The following is a 15047-nucleotide window of genomic DNA, read 5'->3' as shown; positions in this document are numbered from 1 at the left end:
TCACCTTGCTGCTTTCTCATCATCGATCGGACACCCTCATGCACGCGACCGAAGTATTCGCCCGCCACGCCACCGAATTCCGCCAGGCCCGGCTCGACGAGGAGGTGCTTCACCACGCCAAGCGCGCGGTGATCGACTGGCACGCCGCGCTGTTCCCGGGGCTCGACGTCGCGCCCATGCCGCAGCTTCGCGCGCTGCTCGCCGACGACATCGGCCGTGGCCGTGCACGCCTGCCCGACGGGCGCCCCGCACCCGCGCGCGCGGCCGCGCTGCTCAACGGCACCGCGGCCCATGCGGCCGAGGTGGACGACAGCTTCCGCGACGCCATGTACCATCCGGGCGCGGCCACCGTGGCGGCGGCGCTCGCCATCGCTCAGGAGCGCGGCGCCAGCGGGCTGGACTTCCTGCGCGGCGTGGTGCTCGGCTACGAGGTCTCCACGCGCATCGGCGTGGCGATGGGGCGGGCCCACTATCGCCACTGGCATAACACCGGCACCGTGGGCACCTTCGGCGCCGCCGCTTCCGCCGCCGGCCTGTCGGGGCTGCACGGCGCGCCCTTCGCCCATGCGCTCGCCACGGCCGCGACCTTCGCGGCGGGGCTGCAGCAGGCCTTTCGCATGGATTCGATGTCCAAGCCGCTGCATGCAGGGCGCGCGGCCGAAGGCGGGGTGCTCGCTGCGCAGTTGGCTGCGCAAGGCGTGACGGGTTCGCTGGACGTGCTCGACGGCGAGGCAGGCTTCGGCCGCGCCATGAGCGACGGCCCCGACTGGTCGGCGGTGGGCGACACGCTCGGGCGCGACTTCCACATCAAGCGGCTGACTTTCAAGAACCACATCGGATGCGGCCACACCTTCGCGGCCATAGACGGGGCCCTGGAGCTGGCGCGCCGTCACGGCCTGCGGGCCGCGGACATCCGCCGCGTCCACGTGGCCACCTACGGTCCGGCGTTGGATATCGCCTGCTACGAGGATCCGCGCACCGAGAACGAGGCCCGCTTCAGCATGCGCTTCGTGGTGGCGACCGCGCTGGTACACGGCAGCGTGCGCCTCGCGGCCTACACGCCCAAGCGGCTCGTGGATGCCGACACGCGCGCGATGATGGAGCGCATCACCGCCGTGGTCGACCCGGAGATCGACGCCGTCTTCCCGGGCCGGCGATCGGCCCGCGTCGAGATCGAGACGAACGACGGCCAGCGCCACGCCTGGCTGCAGCCCGACCGAAAGGGCGACCCCGAGCTGCCGCTGTCGGACGCGGAGCTCAACGACAAATTCCTGGAGCTCGCTGCGCCGGTGATCGGCGCCGAGCGTGCGCAGGCCCTGCTGCGCAACATCTGGTCGCTCGACAGGGCCGATGGGCTGCAGGGGCTGGCGGCCTGAGCGCTCGCCAGCCGTCGATCACCGCTTCGTCGCCATTCGCTTTCCTGGCCGGCGCCTGCAGGTACGCAGCGCACCGACCTGCCGCGCCTGCACGGGCGCGGCCCGCACGCGCCATCGAACAAACTACAAGGAGACCTCCGTGATTGCTTCCCCTGTCCACGACGTCGATGCTTCTGCAGCCGGCTCGTTCCTTCTGCGGCGCCGTCTGGTGCTCGCGCTGTCGATGGCCGCTTTCGCGGCCGCCGGATGCGCAGGCGGTGGAATGCGCGCCGATGACACCGGCGAGATGCGCGCCCAGATTCGCCGCACGGAGTTCGGCGTTCCACATGTCCTCGCCTCGAACTGGCGAAACCTGGGCTATGGCGTCGGCTTCGCGCATGCGCAGGACCGCATCTGCGATCTCGCGGAGGTCTACGTCACCGCGCGGGCGGAGCGCTCGTTGTTCTGGGGGGCGGACAAGGGCAACCTGGAGAGCGACGTCTACCGGCAGCGGCTCATCGACAGTGGCGTGACGAAGGCCCTGCTGGCCGATCCGACGCTGGCGCTGGACGCCGACTACAAGGAGATGGTTGCCGGCTTCGTCGCCGGCTATAACAAGTACGTGCGCGAGACCCCGCCACAGCAGCTTCCCGAGGCCTGCCGCGGCCAGCCCTGGGTTCGCCCGATCACGGAACTCGATTACTACATGAGCCGCACGGCGGGACGGCGCGGCCCGCTGGACCACGTGTCCGAGATCGTGGGCGCGGCGCCTCCCGGCGCCAAGCTGTCGTCGTTGGACGAGCGGCAGTTCGCCGTCCGGAACACGCCGGCTGCGCTCGACAGCCCCATCGACGATGCGGAACTCGCACTCGACGGCAGCAACGGCTGGGCTCTGGGCCCGAGCCGTACGCAGGCGGGCTCGACGATGCTGCTCGCCAGCCCGCACTGGCCTTGGGAGGGCCTCAACAAGCCCGGCTTCTGGCCGCAGCGCGTGATGCTCACGCACATGACGATCCCCGGTGTCTTCAATCACATCGGTGTGTCGCGCATGGGCAGCGTGGTGCAGCAGATCGGACACAGCGAGGATGTCGCCCGCACGCACACCGTTTCGGCCGTTCCACGCGACGTGGTCTATCAGCTCAAGCTCGACCCGGCCGACCCGACGCGCTATCTCTACGATGGCCAGCCGCGCCAGATGCAGCGCTACGACGTGACGGTGCGCGTGCGGCAAGCCGACGGGCGCATCGTGGCGCAGACCCGATCGGTCTACTGGACCCACTTCGGCCCCGTCATCCAGAGCGCCGCGCGTGCATGGACCCGCACGACGGCGTATGCGCTGCGCTCGGTGATGACCGCGCGCGAGTGGCTCAAGGTCGAAGAGCACAAGCTTGCGCTGGATCGCGCGAAGTCCACAGACGAGATACTCGCCACGCTGTCGCGCTACCAGGTGCAGGACACCAACACGATCGCGATCGACCGCCGCGGCAACACGCTCTTCGCAGACGTCGGCAACATCCCGCATCTGGACAACGCGTTGCTGGCGCGCTGCGGTACGGCGCGGCAGCTCGATGGATCGCGTTCCGAATGCGAGCTGGGCACCGATGCGGACTCTGCGCGGCCCGGCATCTTCGGCCCCTCCAGGGGGGCGGTCGTGCACCGCAAGGCCTACGTGGCCAACAGCAACAACCCGCCGCGCTATGCCAATCCCGATCATCCGCTCGAGAGCCTGGAAGACGTGTTCGGCAAGCCCGGCGTTGCGCTGAGCCTGCGCGCGCGGCTGGGCCTGCAGCTCATCGACGAGCGCCACGGTGGACGGGACGGACTCGGCGCGCGCGAATTCACGCTCGACAACATCCAGACGATGTTCATGGGGACGCGCGTGCATGCGGCGGAACTGGTCCTGGACGACCTGCTCGCTGCGTGCCGCAGCACACCCTCGGTCGATTCGGGGGATGGCGCGCGCGTCGACCTGGCACCGGCCTGCGCCGTGCTCGCCCGCTGGGACCGGAGTTACCGGGTGGACAGCCGCGGCGGCCACATCTTCCGGGAATTCATCCGCGAAGGGGGACTCAAGTTCGCGGATGCAGTGGCGCCCGCACAGCCTCTGAGCACGCCTCGGCGTCTGGATACCGCCAATCCCGAAGTCCTGCGTGCGCTGGCGCGTGCGGTGGTCCGCATCGGCCGCGCGAAAGTGGCCCTCGATGCCCCGCTGGGCAGCATCCAGACCACCAGCCGCGGGACTGAGCGCATCGCCGTGCCAGGCGGCGACTCCAACGACGGCGTCTTCAACTACATGACCATCTCGCCGCTGCGCGAAGGCGGATACAACGCGCTGGGCGCGACCGGCCTAGTCTATTTCGTGGAGTTCGGCCCCTCGATACGCAGCCGTGGCACGTTGATCTACGGCACGTCGTCGGATCCGGCGTCTCCTCACTATTCCGACCAGATGCGGGCCTACGGGCGCGGCGAGATCATCGACTGGCGGTTCCTGGAGTCGGACATCCAGGCAGACCCGAAGCTGACCACCACGACGATCTCGGGGCGCTGAGCGCGCCGCGAGGCAAGGCACGGCAAGGACCTTTCGAAGCCGGCCATGCCGCCGCGGTTCCGTGCTTGCGCGGTGCTTCCCCGTATCGTGCAGGCCGATAGCCGAAAAACATATCTGCTATAGGAGCCATGTGCTTACCCTTGACCGGCTTGCCTGAAAGACTGCGGGCATGGAGACAAAAGATTCAATCGCACAGGCCGCGACGCACGCCCCCGTATCGTGCAAGCTGATCACCTATTCTTCGGCGCGCGACGGCACGCCGATCCACATCGAGTACGCCGACGAAGGCGAGGGCCCCGCGATCTGCATTCTTCCGTCGCTCGCGCGTTCCGGGCGCGACTACGACGAGGTCGCGGCCATGCTGGCGCATGAGGGCTTTCGCGTGCTGCGCCCGGAGCCGCGCGGCATCGGCCGCAGCCAAGGGCCGATGCAGTCGCTGGACATGCACGATTTCGCCGCCGACGTGGCCGCCGTGCTGGACCACGAGCGTACCGGCCCGCTCGTGGTGGTGGGCCATGCGTGGGGCAGCCAGCCTGCACGCACGCTGGCCGCGGATCGTCCGGACCTCGTGTGCGGCGTGGTGATGGCGGCCGCGTCGGCGGGCAAGCTGCCACCGGGATCGCAGGAGCAACCCTACAGCCGCCTGCGCGACGCGATCGACGGCGCCAGCGATCCCGGCCTCTCGGAAGACGAGCGCATCGACTGCCTGCGGCGCGCGTTCTTCGCCCCGGGCCATGATCCGCGCGTCTGGCTGGACGGCTGGAGCATCGAGACGCACGAGGCGCAAAGCCATGCCCGGCGCGTGACGCCGGTCGACGACTACTTCTCCGCGGGCCGGCACGTGCCCATCCTCGATCTGCAGGCCGAGCACGACGCGGTGGTGATTCCCGGCGTCATGAAGCCCTACCTGGGCGACCGGGTCACGGTGCAGGTGATTCGCGACGCGGGCCACGCGATGGCACCGGAACAGCCTCGAGCGATGGCCGATGCGATCGCAGCGTTTGCGCGTCGCGTCTACGGCTCGCGCACTGGCGCATAGCGCAACGAACCGGCATGCGGCGCCGGTTCCCGGCGCACGGATCAGGCCACCACCTCGCATGGCGGCGCTCGAATCACATGAACACACCAGGAGACAACATGGTCAAGAAGTACAGCATTTCCATTCTGAAGCTGGCGTTCGCCGGCGCGGCGCTGCTCGTGGGCGCCTTCGCTCATGCGCAGGGCTATCCGAACAAGCCGATACGCATGGTCATTCCCTACACGCCGGGCGGCTCGATCGACACGGTGGGACGCCTCGTGGCCGACCAGCTGCAGCGCCAGCTCGGGCAGCCCATCGTGATCGACAACGCGCCGGGCGCATCCGGCTTCGTGGGCGCAATGCACGTCAAGAAGGCCAAGCCCGACGGCTACACGCTGCTCTTCAACGCGTCGAGCCAGGCCTACCTGCCGCTGGTCGTCGCGAAGAAGACCTACGACGCGCAGCGCGACTTCACGCCGGTGGGGCAGATCGGCTACGTGCCGCTGATCGTCGCCGTGAACAACGACGTGCCAGCCAAGACCATGGGCGAGTTCGTGCGGCTGGCCAAGGCCAATCCGAACAAGTACACGTGGGCGACCTCGGGCCTGGGGACCACCAGCCACCTGAGCGAGGAGATGGTCAACCGCGCGCTGGGCCTGCAGATGGAGATCGTCGCCTACAAGGGCGCCGTGCCGCAGCTGACCGACGTGATCGGAGGCCACGTCTCGGCTGCGATCTCGCCGATGCCCGGCGTCGCGCCCTTCGTGCAGGGCGGGCGCCTGCGTCCGCTCGCGGTGACCAGCAAGGTGCGTGTTCCGTCCATGCCGGATGTGCCGACGTTGTCGGAGGCGGGCATGCCCGGTTTCGAGCTGCTGTCGTGGTACGGCATCTGGGGCCCCGCGGACCTTCCCGCGGACATCGCGAACCGGCTCAACAGCGAGATTGCCAAGGCCGTCGAAGCGCCCTCGCTCAAGGCCAAGTTCGCCGAGCTGTCATTTGTACCCGTGAAGTCCAACCCCGCACAGTTCAAGCAGCTGATCGCGGACGACCTCGCCAAGATTGGCAAGGCCGTCAAGGATGCGGGCATCCGGATCGACTTCTGAGAGGAGCCTGAAGATGATGCCCGTCTATTCGGCACGCCGTCGTCGGCTCCTGGGTGCAAGTGCATCCGTTCCCCTTGCATCATTTTTTGGGCCGCTGAAAGTTCGCGCCGAGCCTGCGTTTCCCTCGCGAACTATCCGCGTCGTGGTGCCCTTCACGCCGGGCGGCGGCACCGATGTGGTGGGGCGCGCCCTAATCGTGGGCATGCAGAGCCTGCTGGGGCAGTCGCTCATCATCGACAACAAGCCCGGTGCGGGCACGGTGATCGGCACCGACATCGTGGCGAAAGCGCCGCCGGATGGCTACACCCTTCTGCTGACGACTTCTGCCGTCGCGATCAACGACTCCCTGGTCAAGAAGCTTCCATACAGCACGCGCAACGATCTCACCGAAGTCGGCTTGATTTGCAGCGGGCCCAATGTGCTCGTGGTCAGGCCGAACAGCCCGCTGAAATCCGTGGCCGACGTCGTCGCCGCCGCGAAAGCCGCGCCGGGCAAGTTGAGCTACGCCTCTTCCGGCAATGGTTCGGCCGTACACCTGGCCGGCGAGCTCTTCAAGACCACGGCAGGGGTCGACATCGTCCATGTGCCCTACCGGGGCGCCGGACCGGCATACACCGACCTGATCGGTGGGCAGGTCGACATGCTGTTCGGGACAGCCGGCGGAGTGGCCAAGCTGGTGGAGGGGGGCAAGATGCGGGCCATCGGCGTGACATCCACCCGCCGCAGTCCGGTCTACAAGGACATCCCGGCGATCGCGGAAACGCTGCCGGGCTACGAAGCCGACGTCTGGTATGCGATGTTCGCTCCTGCAGGCACACCTCCCGCGGTTGTCGCCAAGATCAACGCAGCATTGCGCAAGGCCGCCGAAACCGCCTCCTACAAGGAACGCCTCGCACATGAAGGACTGGCCGTCGCGGTCAACACGCCCGAAGAGATGACCCGCTTCATGCGGGCCGAGGAGGCTCGCTGGCGCAAGGTCGTGGTTGAGGGCAGGGTCACTATCGATTGAAAGGTGGAAAACATGCAGGAACGACACAGAGGGAGACTGGAAGGCAAGGTGGCCATCATCGTGGGCGCGGGGCAGTCGCCGGGCGACACGGTCGGCAATGGTCGCGCGGTCGCCGAGCTGTTCGCGCAGGAAGGAGCTTCCTTGCTGCTGGTGGACATCGAGGAAGCCTGGGCCGAGGCGACGCGCGCGGCGGTCGCGATCCATGGGCGTCCGGCCAGCGTGCTACGCGCCGACATCACCCGTGAGGAGGATTGCCTGGCAATTGCCTCCGCCTGCATCAAACGGTACGGAAGGATCGACGTGCTGCACAACAATGTGGGCCGTTCGCGAGGTGACCGCCGCACCTGCGAGATGGATGCCGGCATGTGGGACGAACTCATGGCCATGAATCTCAAGGGCATGTTCATGACCTGCAAGCACGTGCTTCCGCACATGGTGAAGCAGGGTGGGGGGAGCATCGTCAATGTGTCATCCACCGCTTCGCTGGCAGCGCGTCCCACTGTGACGTACAAGACCAGCAAAGCCGCTGTCAACGCGCTGACGCAGCACATTGCGATGGAGAATGCCGCGCACGGGGTCCGCGCGAATGCGATCCTTCCGGGCCTGATCGACACACCGATGGCCATTGAACGGCGTGCGCAGGAGCGAGGTGTCTCCAAGGAGGTAGTGCGCGCCGAACGTGAAGCATTGGTGCCCATGCGCCGCATGGGTACGGGCTGGGATGTGGCCCACGCGGCTGTGTTTCTCGCCTCCGACGAGGCTCGCTACGTGACGGGTGTGCTAATGCCCGTCGATGGCGGCCTGCTCTGCAAGCGCGGCTGAACGAGCCCGGCCTTCAAGAGTCAGGCATCGACTGCCGGCGTCGCCGCCAGCGGACGGTAGACGCGAAAGTCCAGCGAGCGCAGCAGCTTTGCAGTCTCCTGGATGAGTCGGCTGGCGGGCCGCGCGGTCGGCATCGCCAGTACCAGGCTGTTCCACATGGCCGGCGGCCCGACAGGGGCTGCCCGCACCTTTGCGCGGCGCGCGCTGAGATTGAGAGCACTCTCGGGGAGGATGGAGCAGGCCATTCCCTCCTCGACCACCGTCAGCGCCGTGTGCACGGCACCCACTTCGGCCACGATGTTCAGGTTGATCTTGCGCGGCAGCATCACAGCATCGACCAGGCTTCGGATGGGGTTCGGTACGGCGGGCAGGATCAGCGGGAAATCTGCAAGTGATGCCAGCGAGACGCGCTCGGGCAGCCGATAGCCTTCGGGCGTGACGAGCAGCAGCCGCTCGCGCATCAAGGGCTCGTAGCTCAGCAGCGGCGTGGGCGGAGGGTCGAAGAGGACGCCGACGTCGATGCGACCGGCCAGCAGGCCCTCGCGCAGCGAGAGGCTCAGCCCTTCCACCACCGACAGCATCGCATTGGGCAGCCGTTCGCGGAACTCCCGCACGAGCGGCACGCACAGGCCGCTGGCTACCCGGTTCGGCAGCCCTACAACCACCTTGCCGGCGGGCTCGTCGCTCATCTCCTTGATCTCGAACAGGGCCTGCGCGGCCGCGTTGAGCATGACGCGGGCATGGGCTTGCAGCGCATGGCCCGCCTGCGTCGGCGTGACGCCGCGGCCGGTGCGTTCCAGCAGGCGCTGGCCGAGCTCCTGTTCAAGCAATGCGACCTGTCGGCTGATGCTCGGCTGCGCGAGATTCAGCGCGGCCGCGGCCCGGCTGAAGCTGCCTTTCTCGACCACGACGACGAAGTACTCGAGCTGTTTGAGATCCATAGCGCAAAGACATATCTGATATAGGCCTCATTCGATTTAACTTTGCTTGTATTCGGCCCAGACTCAAGGTTTTCCCGGGGAAGCCGGGCTCGAGGAGCAACGATGAAGAGATTCGAATCGAAGGTCGCGATCGTGACCGGCGCGGGCTGCGTGGGCGCAGGCTGGGGCAACGGTCGCGCGATGGCCGTGCGGCTCGCGGAGGAGGGCGCCAGGGTGCTCGCGGTCGACCGCGACGCCGAGCGCCTGGCCGAGACCCTGTCGCTCGCTGGCAGCGCCGCGGCATCCATCACCACCTGCATCTGCGACGTGACCAGCTCCGCGAGCGTGCAAGCGATGGTCGAGGCCTGCATCGAGACCTATGGCGCGCCCGACATCCTGATCAACAACGTCGGCGGCTCGGCCGCGGGCGGCCCGGTGCAGCTCAGCGAAGAGGCCTGGGACACGCAGGTCGACGTCAACCTCAAGAGCGTGTTCCTCACCTGCAAGCACGTGCTGCCGCACATGATCGAGCGCAAGCGCGGCGCCATCGTCAACGTGGCCTCGACCTCGGGCCTGCGCTGGACCGGCAGCGCGCAGGTGGCCTATGCGGCCAGCAAGGCCGGCGTGATCCATCTGTCGCGCGTGGTGGCGGTCCAGCATGCGGCCGACGGGGTGCGCGTCAACACGGTGGTGCCGGGACAGCTGCACACCCCGATGGTCGAGGCACGCCTGGCCAGGCAGCGCACCGGTGGCGACATCGAAGCGCTGCTGGCGTCGCGCGTCAAGCGCATCCCGCTGGGCTTCATGGGCGACGGCCGCGACACGGCGAGCGCGGCGCTCTACCTCGCGAGCGACGAAGCCCGCTTCGTGACCGGCACCGAACTGGTCGTGGACGGCGGCATGACGGCGCGCTGCGACTGAGCGGCCCGCAAGGCAAGCAAGGAGACAAGCAATGAAGAGAAGACAAGTCCTGGCCGCGGCCGCGATGCTTTCGCTGGCATCTGCCGCATTCGCGCAGGCCGGCGGGAAGCCGGTCCGCATCGTCACCTCGTTCAGCCCGGGCGGCCCGGTCGACTTCGTGGCGCGCACGCTGGCCGAGCAGCTCGGGCGCGAGCTCAAGCGCCCGGTCATCGTCGACAACAAGCCCGGCGCCAACGGCGCGCTCGGTGCATTGGAAACCCTGCGCTCCGAAGCGGACGGCAGCACGATCTGGATCACCAGCGTGGGCGCGGCCGCCATCAACCCGTCGCTGGTCGAGAAGTCGCCCTATGACACCCAGCGCGACTTCGCGCCGGTCTCGCTCGTGGCGAACAACGTGGAAGTGCTCGTGGTCGGCGCGAAGGACCCTGCAGCGGATGCCGCGGAGTTCGTGAAGACGGCCAAGGCCAGCAAGGAGTCCACGCCGATGGCCTCTTCGGGGTCCGGCAGCATTCCCCATCTGGCCCTGATTCAGCTCGAGGAAGCCACCGGCGCACGCTTCCTGCATGTGCCGTACAAAGGCATGGCACCGGCTTTCACGGACCTGATGGGCGGTCAGGTCAAGGGCGTGTTCGCCGACGTCGCGGCGATCATGCCGCACGTGCAGGGCGGCCGGCTCAAGGCGATCGGCATCGCGGCGGGCAAGCGCCATCCGTCGCTGCCGCAGGTCAAGACCTTCGACGAGCAGGGCATCAAGGCCGTGGACACGAACAACTGGTATGCGCTGTTCGTCTCGGCGAAGACGTCTCCGGCGGTGGTGCAGGAGCTGAACAAGGCCGTGCGCAGCGCGATCGCCAACCCCGATGTCAGCGCCCGGCTGCTGCGTGGTGGCGCCGAGCCGAAGACATCCACGCCGCAGGAGCTTGCAGCGCTGCTGAAGGCCGACACGGCCAAGTGGGCCGCATTGATCAAGTCACGCAACATCAAGGCCGAATGATGAGCACGAGCCACATCCGCGTTCCGCTGGTGGTGCCGGGCACGGTTCCCGAGCTCGCCGGCATCGAGGCCCGCATCCTCTCGGAGCGCGGCCGGATCTCGCTGCTCTACCAGGTGCTGCTCAACAGCCCGAGCATCGCCAGTGGCTGGGAGTCGATGCTGACGGCCGTGCGCAACCGCACATCGGTGCCGGCCGACCTGCGCGAGATGATCATCCTGCGCGTCGCCGTGCTCAACGAGGCGGCCTTCGAGTTCGAGGCGCATGTGCCGCATGCGTTGAAGGCCGGATTCGCGCAGGAGAAGATCGATGCGCTGCGCGCGCCCGATCCCGCAGGCGCCTTTGAAGGGGTCTTCACGCAGGATGAGCTTCTGCTGCTGGCGCTGACCGATCGGATGACGCGCGATGTCAAGGTGCCCACCGAGCTGATGGACCGCCTGAACGCGCGCTTCGAGCCTTCGGCCGTGGTCGAAGTGGTCGCCACCGTGGCGGCCTACAACATGGTGTCGCGATTCCTCGTGGCGCTGAACATTTCGCACTAGACACCGCCATGACAGATGCAACCACCGAGGCCGGCGTTCCCGCGAGGACCTATCTGGAGCGACCCTCGCAACCGAGCCTGCGCCTGCCACCCGGGGCCTGCGACAGCCATGTGCACGTCTTCGGGCCGACCGCGCGCTTTCCTTATGCGCCAGGCCGCCCGGCCACGCCGCTGGAAGCGCCCAAGGAGACGCTGTTCGCGCTGCATCGCGCCCTGGGCATCGAGCGCTGCGTGATCGTGCAGTCGATCACGCACGGCACCGACAACCGCGTGGTCGAGGACGCCATCGCGGCGGGGCAGGGCCGCTATCTCGGCATCGCCCTGGTCGAGGCCGACGTGCCCGATGCCGAACTCCAGCGCCTGGCGCAAGCGGGCATGCGCGGCGTGCGCTTCAACTTCATGCGGCACATCGCGACCACCGCGGGCGTCGAGGCGGTGCTCGCGCTGACGCCGCGCCTGGCGGCGGTCGGCATGCATTTGCAGGTGCACTTCGAGAGCGAGCTGGTCCACGAACTCTCCGCGCCGCTGCAGCGCAGCCAGGTTCAGGTGGTGATCGACCACATGGGGCGCGTGGATGCCACGCGCGGGCCGGATGCTTCCGACTTCCAGGCGCTGCTGAAACTGCTGGAGAACCCGCGTTTCCACGTGAAGGTCAGCGGCATCGATCGCGTCGACGCGCATGCACCGCCGGCCGAGCGCTATGCCCATGGCGAGGCGCTGGCCCGCATCCTGGTGGAGCGCTTTCCCGAGCGCTGCGTGTGGGGCACAGACTGGCCGCATCCCAACCACACCCACATTCCCGACGACGGCGTGCTCGTGGATGCACTGGGCCGTATCGCGCCGGATGCGAGGCACCTGGAGCAGTTGCTCGTGCACAACCCGCAGGCCCTGTACCGGTTTCCAACCTGAGCCGCAGCTCCGACGCCACGCGGTTCCATCCGAGGTGCACATGTCAACAACTGGCCGGATTCCAACCGACGTCGTACTCCTGCGATGCCATGGCCCGCTCTCGGCTCCGGCTGGGTTCGGCGAGGGAGTGGCGACCTTGCCTTGCTGGAAGGAAATCGGTGGCCGCATCGTCCGGCATGTTCATTCGCAGGCGCTGCAGCTCTCGTACGTCTACCTGGGATTGCCCCACCGCACGGCGCTGTCGAGGCACTGCCTGATCGAGCTCGCCACGGAGGCGGGCAAAGTCTGGCCCGGCACACGGGTGGCGGCCTCCCGCCTGACGCTGATGCACGACATCGCCGGTGCCAGCGCGGACTCGCCGGCGCGCTCTCACTACGTCGTCGAGATGAAACCCGAACCCGGCTGGGGCATTGAGCTGCAACGCTGGTACGACCAGGAGCACCTGCCCGCGCTGGCCGCGGTGCCGGGCTGCATACGCGCCCAGCGCTTCTGGAACAACGACGACGAGCAGGAGTCGCTGGCGTGCTATGACCTCGTCTCGGACCGGACCACGGCCTCCGCCGAATGGCTGGCGGTCCGCGAGACGAGCTGGAGCGCTCGCGTGCGGCCCCATTTCATGAAGCCCGTGCGGACCATGTTCGCTCTGGTCGACGCCTCTGTGTCATAGGCAGTCGACCGGCCTGCCGGCATGAAGCACTGCGACATGCCGCCAGTTGCCAATCAATAGGAGTAACAAGCTCGTTGTTCGAGGCCGGTGGAGATCGCCGAGTGGACCGATCGCCGATGCGATGGCGAACGCGGTCCAAGCTTCGTGCATTCGCGCCTTCGCGTTTCTTGTCTCCATGCCGCAGCATCCTGAGGCGGCATGTCGTGCTTCTCTCATTGCTAGTCCGCACCGGGCACCTTGACGCAGTGCGCATCCCACCTGCGATGCAGGAGGCTCGATCGCACTCGAGAGCCTGATTGACTACTGGGCTCCGAAGGGCAGCGGAACCGATCTTTCCTCGCACGAGGCGCTAGCCCTCTGATATGGAAGCTCCTTATTCGCAAGCGAGATGACAGTTTGATGAATACGGTATTGGACCGCATCCCCGTGGATTCCTAAAGTCCATTGCCACTCGACCAGTCTGCCGCAATCAGGTGGGCATCTACCTGGAGATGTATTCATGAAGCGTTGGGTTTCGAAGCTCCTTGCAGCGCTGCGGCCTGCAGTGGTTCCGGCATCGAGTTCCGGCGATGCGCAGGAGCGGGCGCCCGCGCTGCAGCCGCTGCCCAGCGAGCGCGTCGGCATCTCGGGAACCGTCATCGCCAAGGTCGAGCTGCCGGGCGGCTTCGGCGCTTCCAGGGAGCTCCTGCTGCGCATGCGCGAGGTCACCATTGCGCCCGGAGGCTTCCTGCCGATGCATTCGCACGCGGACCGCCCGGCGGTGGCCTATGTGCTGCACGGGTGCATGACCGAGTACCTCGAGGGCCAGGACGAACCGGTCGTCGTCGAGGCCGGGCAGGCGTATTCGACCCATCGCCGGCCCCACGCGCTGCTCAACCGCGGCAGCGTGCCGGTCGTGTTCCTCGAGGTCGATCTGTTCTGACTTCGCCTCCGCATCCCGCATTCCCCGTTCCGCATTTCCGCATTTCATTGCCTCGGAGTCCAGATGTTCCGCCTGACGTTCAGCCTCGCTTGTGCCGCCGCGACCCTCGTTCCTTCCTTCGTCCACGCCGCGGAGACCGTCGAGGTCATTCACTGGTGGACCAGCTCCAGCGAGACGGCAGCCGTCGGCAAGTTCAAGGAGGCTGCGAGCAAGCGCGGACTGGTCTGGAAAGACCTGGCCGTTGGCGGCGGCGACAACCAGCGCATCCTGTTGAAGGCGCGCGTGGGCAAGGGAACGCCGCCGGATGCTGCGCAGATCAACGCCGACGTGCGCAGCTATGCCGCTAACCGCGACAACCTCGCCAACCTCGACGAAGTGGCCGCCAAGGGAAAGTGGGACGAGGTGCTGCCCGAACCCCTGCGTCGCTTCGCGCGCCAGGGCGGCAAGAGCTATGTCGCGGTGCCAGTGAATGTGCATCGCCAGAACGTCATGTGGATCAACGCCGAGGCCCTGAAGAAGCTCGGCGCCACGTCCGCGCCGAAGACCTGGGACGAGTTCTTCGCACTGGCCGACAAGGCCAAGGCCGCGGGCATGGTGCCGCTGGCAATGGGCGATGACATCTGGGTGAACTTCACCTTTATGCAGGTGGCCTTCACGACGATGAAGCCCGACGAGTTCCGCCGGGCCTTCTACGACCTGGACGACGCGCAGCTCAAGGGCCCGGCCGTGGTGAAGGCCTTCGAAGTGATGCGCAGGCTGCGCGGATACGTGGACCGCAGCGCGCCGACGCGCAAATGGAACGAAGCCACGCAGATGGTCATCCAGGGGCGCGCGCTGGCGCAGGTCATGGGTGATTTCGCCAAGGGCGAATTCAACATTGCTGGCAAGAAACCCGGCGTGGACTATCTTTGCGCGGCCGTGCCTGGCAGCGGCCGCAGCCACCTGTTCACCTCGGACGCGTTCCTGTTCTTCAAGCAGCAGAAGACCTCGAAGGCGCAGATGGACCTCGCCGAGGTGTTCATGGACCGCGACGCGCAGGTTGCGTTCAGCCAGGCGAAGGGCTCGGTGCCGGCCCGCACGGATGCTGACGTGTCGGGCTTCGACGAATGCGCCCGCCAGAGCTATGCCGATTTCGTTGCTGGCGCCAAGGACGGAACTGTCGCTGCATCCCCCAACCTGATGCAAACCCCAGCGCGCCTGGGCGCCTGGCGCGATGTGGTACTCGGCTTCTGGAACGACCCGGACATGACGGCCCAGCAGGCCGCAGCAAAGATGGCTTCGGCCGCTAAGTCGAACTGAGGCCGGGTCCGGGAACGCATCG

At 67.4% G+C, this 15047-nt stretch carries 14 protein-coding genes; 13 read left to right on the top strand and 1 reads right to left on the bottom strand.

Annotated elements, in window-relative coordinates:
- The first annotated feature begins 38 nt into the window (after window positions 1-38).
- From ABL844_RS33755 to ABL844_RS33730, 6 genes are all read left to right on the top strand, one after another.
- Window positions 39-1376 (top strand): MmgE/PrpD family protein, encoded by a 1338-nt coding sequence (locus ABL844_RS33755; protein WP_418132045.1) that lies wholly within the window; start codon window positions 39-41, stop codon window positions 1374-1376.
- Window positions 1377-1515: 139 nt separating this feature from the next.
- Window positions 1516-3903, top strand: coding sequence for a penicillin acylase family protein (locus ABL844_RS33750; protein WP_418132044.1), 2388 nt, complete (start codon window positions 1516-1518; stop codon window positions 3901-3903).
- A 169-nt stretch (window positions 3904-4072) separates the two neighbouring features.
- Window positions 4073-4942 carry an alpha/beta fold hydrolase gene (locus ABL844_RS33745; protein ID WP_418132043.1) on the top strand — a complete coding sequence of 290 codons (870 nt, stop codon included), beginning with the start codon at window positions 4073-4075 and terminating at the stop codon, window positions 4940-4942.
- 98 nt (window positions 4943-5040) lie between these two features.
- The gene (locus ABL844_RS33740; protein WP_418132042.1) at window positions 5041-6024 is read left to right on the top strand and encodes a Bug family tripartite tricarboxylate transporter substrate binding protein; all 984 of its coding nucleotides are present in this window, start codon (window positions 5041-5043) and stop codon (window positions 6022-6024) included.
- Window positions 6025-6040: 16 nt separating this feature from the next.
- Window positions 6041-7033, top strand: coding sequence for a tripartite tricarboxylate transporter substrate binding protein (locus tag ABL844_RS33735; protein ID WP_418132303.1), 993 nt, complete (start codon window positions 6041-6043; stop codon window positions 7031-7033).
- 12 nt (window positions 7034-7045) lie between these two features.
- Entirely contained in the window at window positions 7046-7855 is an 810-nt protein-coding gene (locus ABL844_RS33730) for an SDR family NAD(P)-dependent oxidoreductase (protein ID WP_418132041.1), read from the top strand.
- 20 nt (window positions 7856-7875) lie between these two features.
- Here the strand turns inward: ABL844_RS33730 and ABL844_RS33725 are convergent, their stop codons facing one another.
- Window positions 7876-8796 (bottom strand): LysR substrate-binding domain-containing protein, encoded by a 921-nt coding sequence (locus ABL844_RS33725; RefSeq protein WP_418132040.1) that lies wholly within the window; start codon window positions 8794-8796, stop codon window positions 7876-7878.
- 102 nt (window positions 8797-8898) lie between these two features.
- Here ABL844_RS33725 and ABL844_RS33720 point away from each other — a divergent pair, with 102 nt between their 5' ends.
- From ABL844_RS33720 to ABL844_RS33690, 7 genes are all read left to right on the top strand, one after another.
- A complete protein-coding gene (locus ABL844_RS33720) occupies window positions 8899-9696 on the top strand; it encodes an SDR family NAD(P)-dependent oxidoreductase (protein WP_418131049.1) in 798 nt (265 codons plus the stop codon).
- 31 nt (window positions 9697-9727) lie between these two features.
- Window positions 9728-10690, top strand: a complete 963-nt coding sequence (locus ABL844_RS33715) for a Bug family tripartite tricarboxylate transporter substrate binding protein (RefSeq protein WP_126024499.1) — start codon at window positions 9728-9730, stop codon at window positions 10688-10690.
- The gene (locus ABL844_RS33710; RefSeq protein ID WP_184635819.1) at window positions 10690-11229 is read left to right on the top strand and encodes a carboxymuconolactone decarboxylase family protein; all 540 of its coding nucleotides are present in this window, start codon (window positions 10690-10692) and stop codon (window positions 11227-11229) included. The genes ABL844_RS33715 and ABL844_RS33710 overlap by 1 nt, the downstream gene beginning before the upstream one ends.
- Window positions 11230-11237: 8 nt before the next feature.
- Window positions 11238-12137 carry an amidohydrolase family protein gene (locus ABL844_RS33705; protein WP_369659031.1) on the top strand — a complete coding sequence of 300 codons (900 nt, stop codon included), beginning with the start codon at window positions 11238-11240 and terminating at the stop codon, window positions 12135-12137.
- Window positions 12138-12273: 136 nt separating this feature from the next.
- Window positions 12274-12804 carry a hypothetical protein gene (locus tag ABL844_RS33700; RefSeq protein WP_418132039.1) on the top strand — a complete coding sequence of 177 codons (531 nt, stop codon included), beginning with the start codon at window positions 12274-12276 and terminating at the stop codon, window positions 12802-12804.
- A 499-nt stretch (window positions 12805-13303) separates the two neighbouring features.
- Window positions 13304-13726, top strand: a complete 423-nt coding sequence (locus tag ABL844_RS33695) for a cupin domain-containing protein (protein WP_418132038.1) — start codon at window positions 13304-13306, stop codon at window positions 13724-13726.
- A gap of 63 nt (window positions 13727-13789) precedes the next feature.
- Window positions 13790-15025 carry an ABC transporter substrate-binding protein gene (locus tag ABL844_RS33690; RefSeq protein ID WP_418132037.1) on the top strand — a complete coding sequence of 412 codons (1236 nt, stop codon included), beginning with the start codon at window positions 13790-13792 and terminating at the stop codon, window positions 15023-15025.
- The last annotated feature ends 22 nt before the right edge of the window (window positions 15026-15047 follow it).

It is taken from the genome of Variovorax sp. 278MFTsu5.1 (assembly GCF_048305045.1).
Classification (GTDB): Bacteria; Pseudomonadota; Gammaproteobacteria; order Burkholderiales; family Burkholderiaceae_C; genus Variovorax; species Variovorax guangxiensis.
This window is presented reverse-complemented; position numbering and strand designations above follow the sequence as displayed.

What these genes read in the sequence shown, in the direction of transcription:
- ABL844_RS33755 (WP_418132045.1), top strand. Translation starts at nt 39, where the DNA reads ATGCACGCGACCGAAGTATTCGCCCGCCACGCCACCGAATTCCGCCAG.
- ABL844_RS33745 (WP_418132043.1), top strand. Translation starts at nt 4,073, where the DNA reads ATGGAGACAAAAGATTCAATCGCACAGGCCGCGACGCACGCCCCCGTA.
- ABL844_RS33740 (WP_418132042.1), top strand. Translation starts at nt 5,041, where the DNA reads ATGGTCAAGAAGTACAGCATTTCCATTCTGAAGCTGGCGTTCGCCGGC.
- ABL844_RS33735 (WP_418132303.1), top strand. Translation starts at nt 6,041, where the DNA reads ATGCCCGTCTATTCGGCACGCCGTCGTCGGCTCCTGGGTGCAAGTGCA.
- ABL844_RS33730 (WP_418132041.1), top strand. Translation starts at nt 7,046, where the DNA reads ATGCAGGAACGACACAGAGGGAGACTGGAAGGCAAGGTGGCCATCATC.
- ABL844_RS33725 (WP_418132040.1), bottom strand. Translation starts at nt 8,796, where the DNA reads ATGGATCTCAAACAGCTCGAGTACTTCGTCGTCGTGGTCGAGAAAGGC.
- ABL844_RS33720 (WP_418131049.1), top strand. Translation starts at nt 8,899, where the DNA reads ATGAAGAGATTCGAATCGAAGGTCGCGATCGTGACCGGCGCGGGCTGC.
- ABL844_RS33715 (WP_126024499.1), top strand. Translation starts at nt 9,728, where the DNA reads ATGAAGAGAAGACAAGTCCTGGCCGCGGCCGCGATGCTTTCGCTGGCA.
- ABL844_RS33710 (WP_184635819.1), top strand. Translation starts at nt 10,690, where the DNA reads ATGAGCACGAGCCACATCCGCGTTCCGCTGGTGGTGCCGGGCACGGTT.
- ABL844_RS33705 (WP_369659031.1), top strand. Translation starts at nt 11,238, where the DNA reads ATGACAGATGCAACCACCGAGGCCGGCGTTCCCGCGAGGACCTATCTG.
- ABL844_RS33695 (WP_418132038.1), top strand. Translation starts at nt 13,304, where the DNA reads ATGAAGCGTTGGGTTTCGAAGCTCCTTGCAGCGCTGCGGCCTGCAGTG.
- ABL844_RS33690 (WP_418132037.1), top strand. Translation starts at nt 13,790, where the DNA reads ATGTTCCGCCTGACGTTCAGCCTCGCTTGTGCCGCCGCGACCCTCGTT.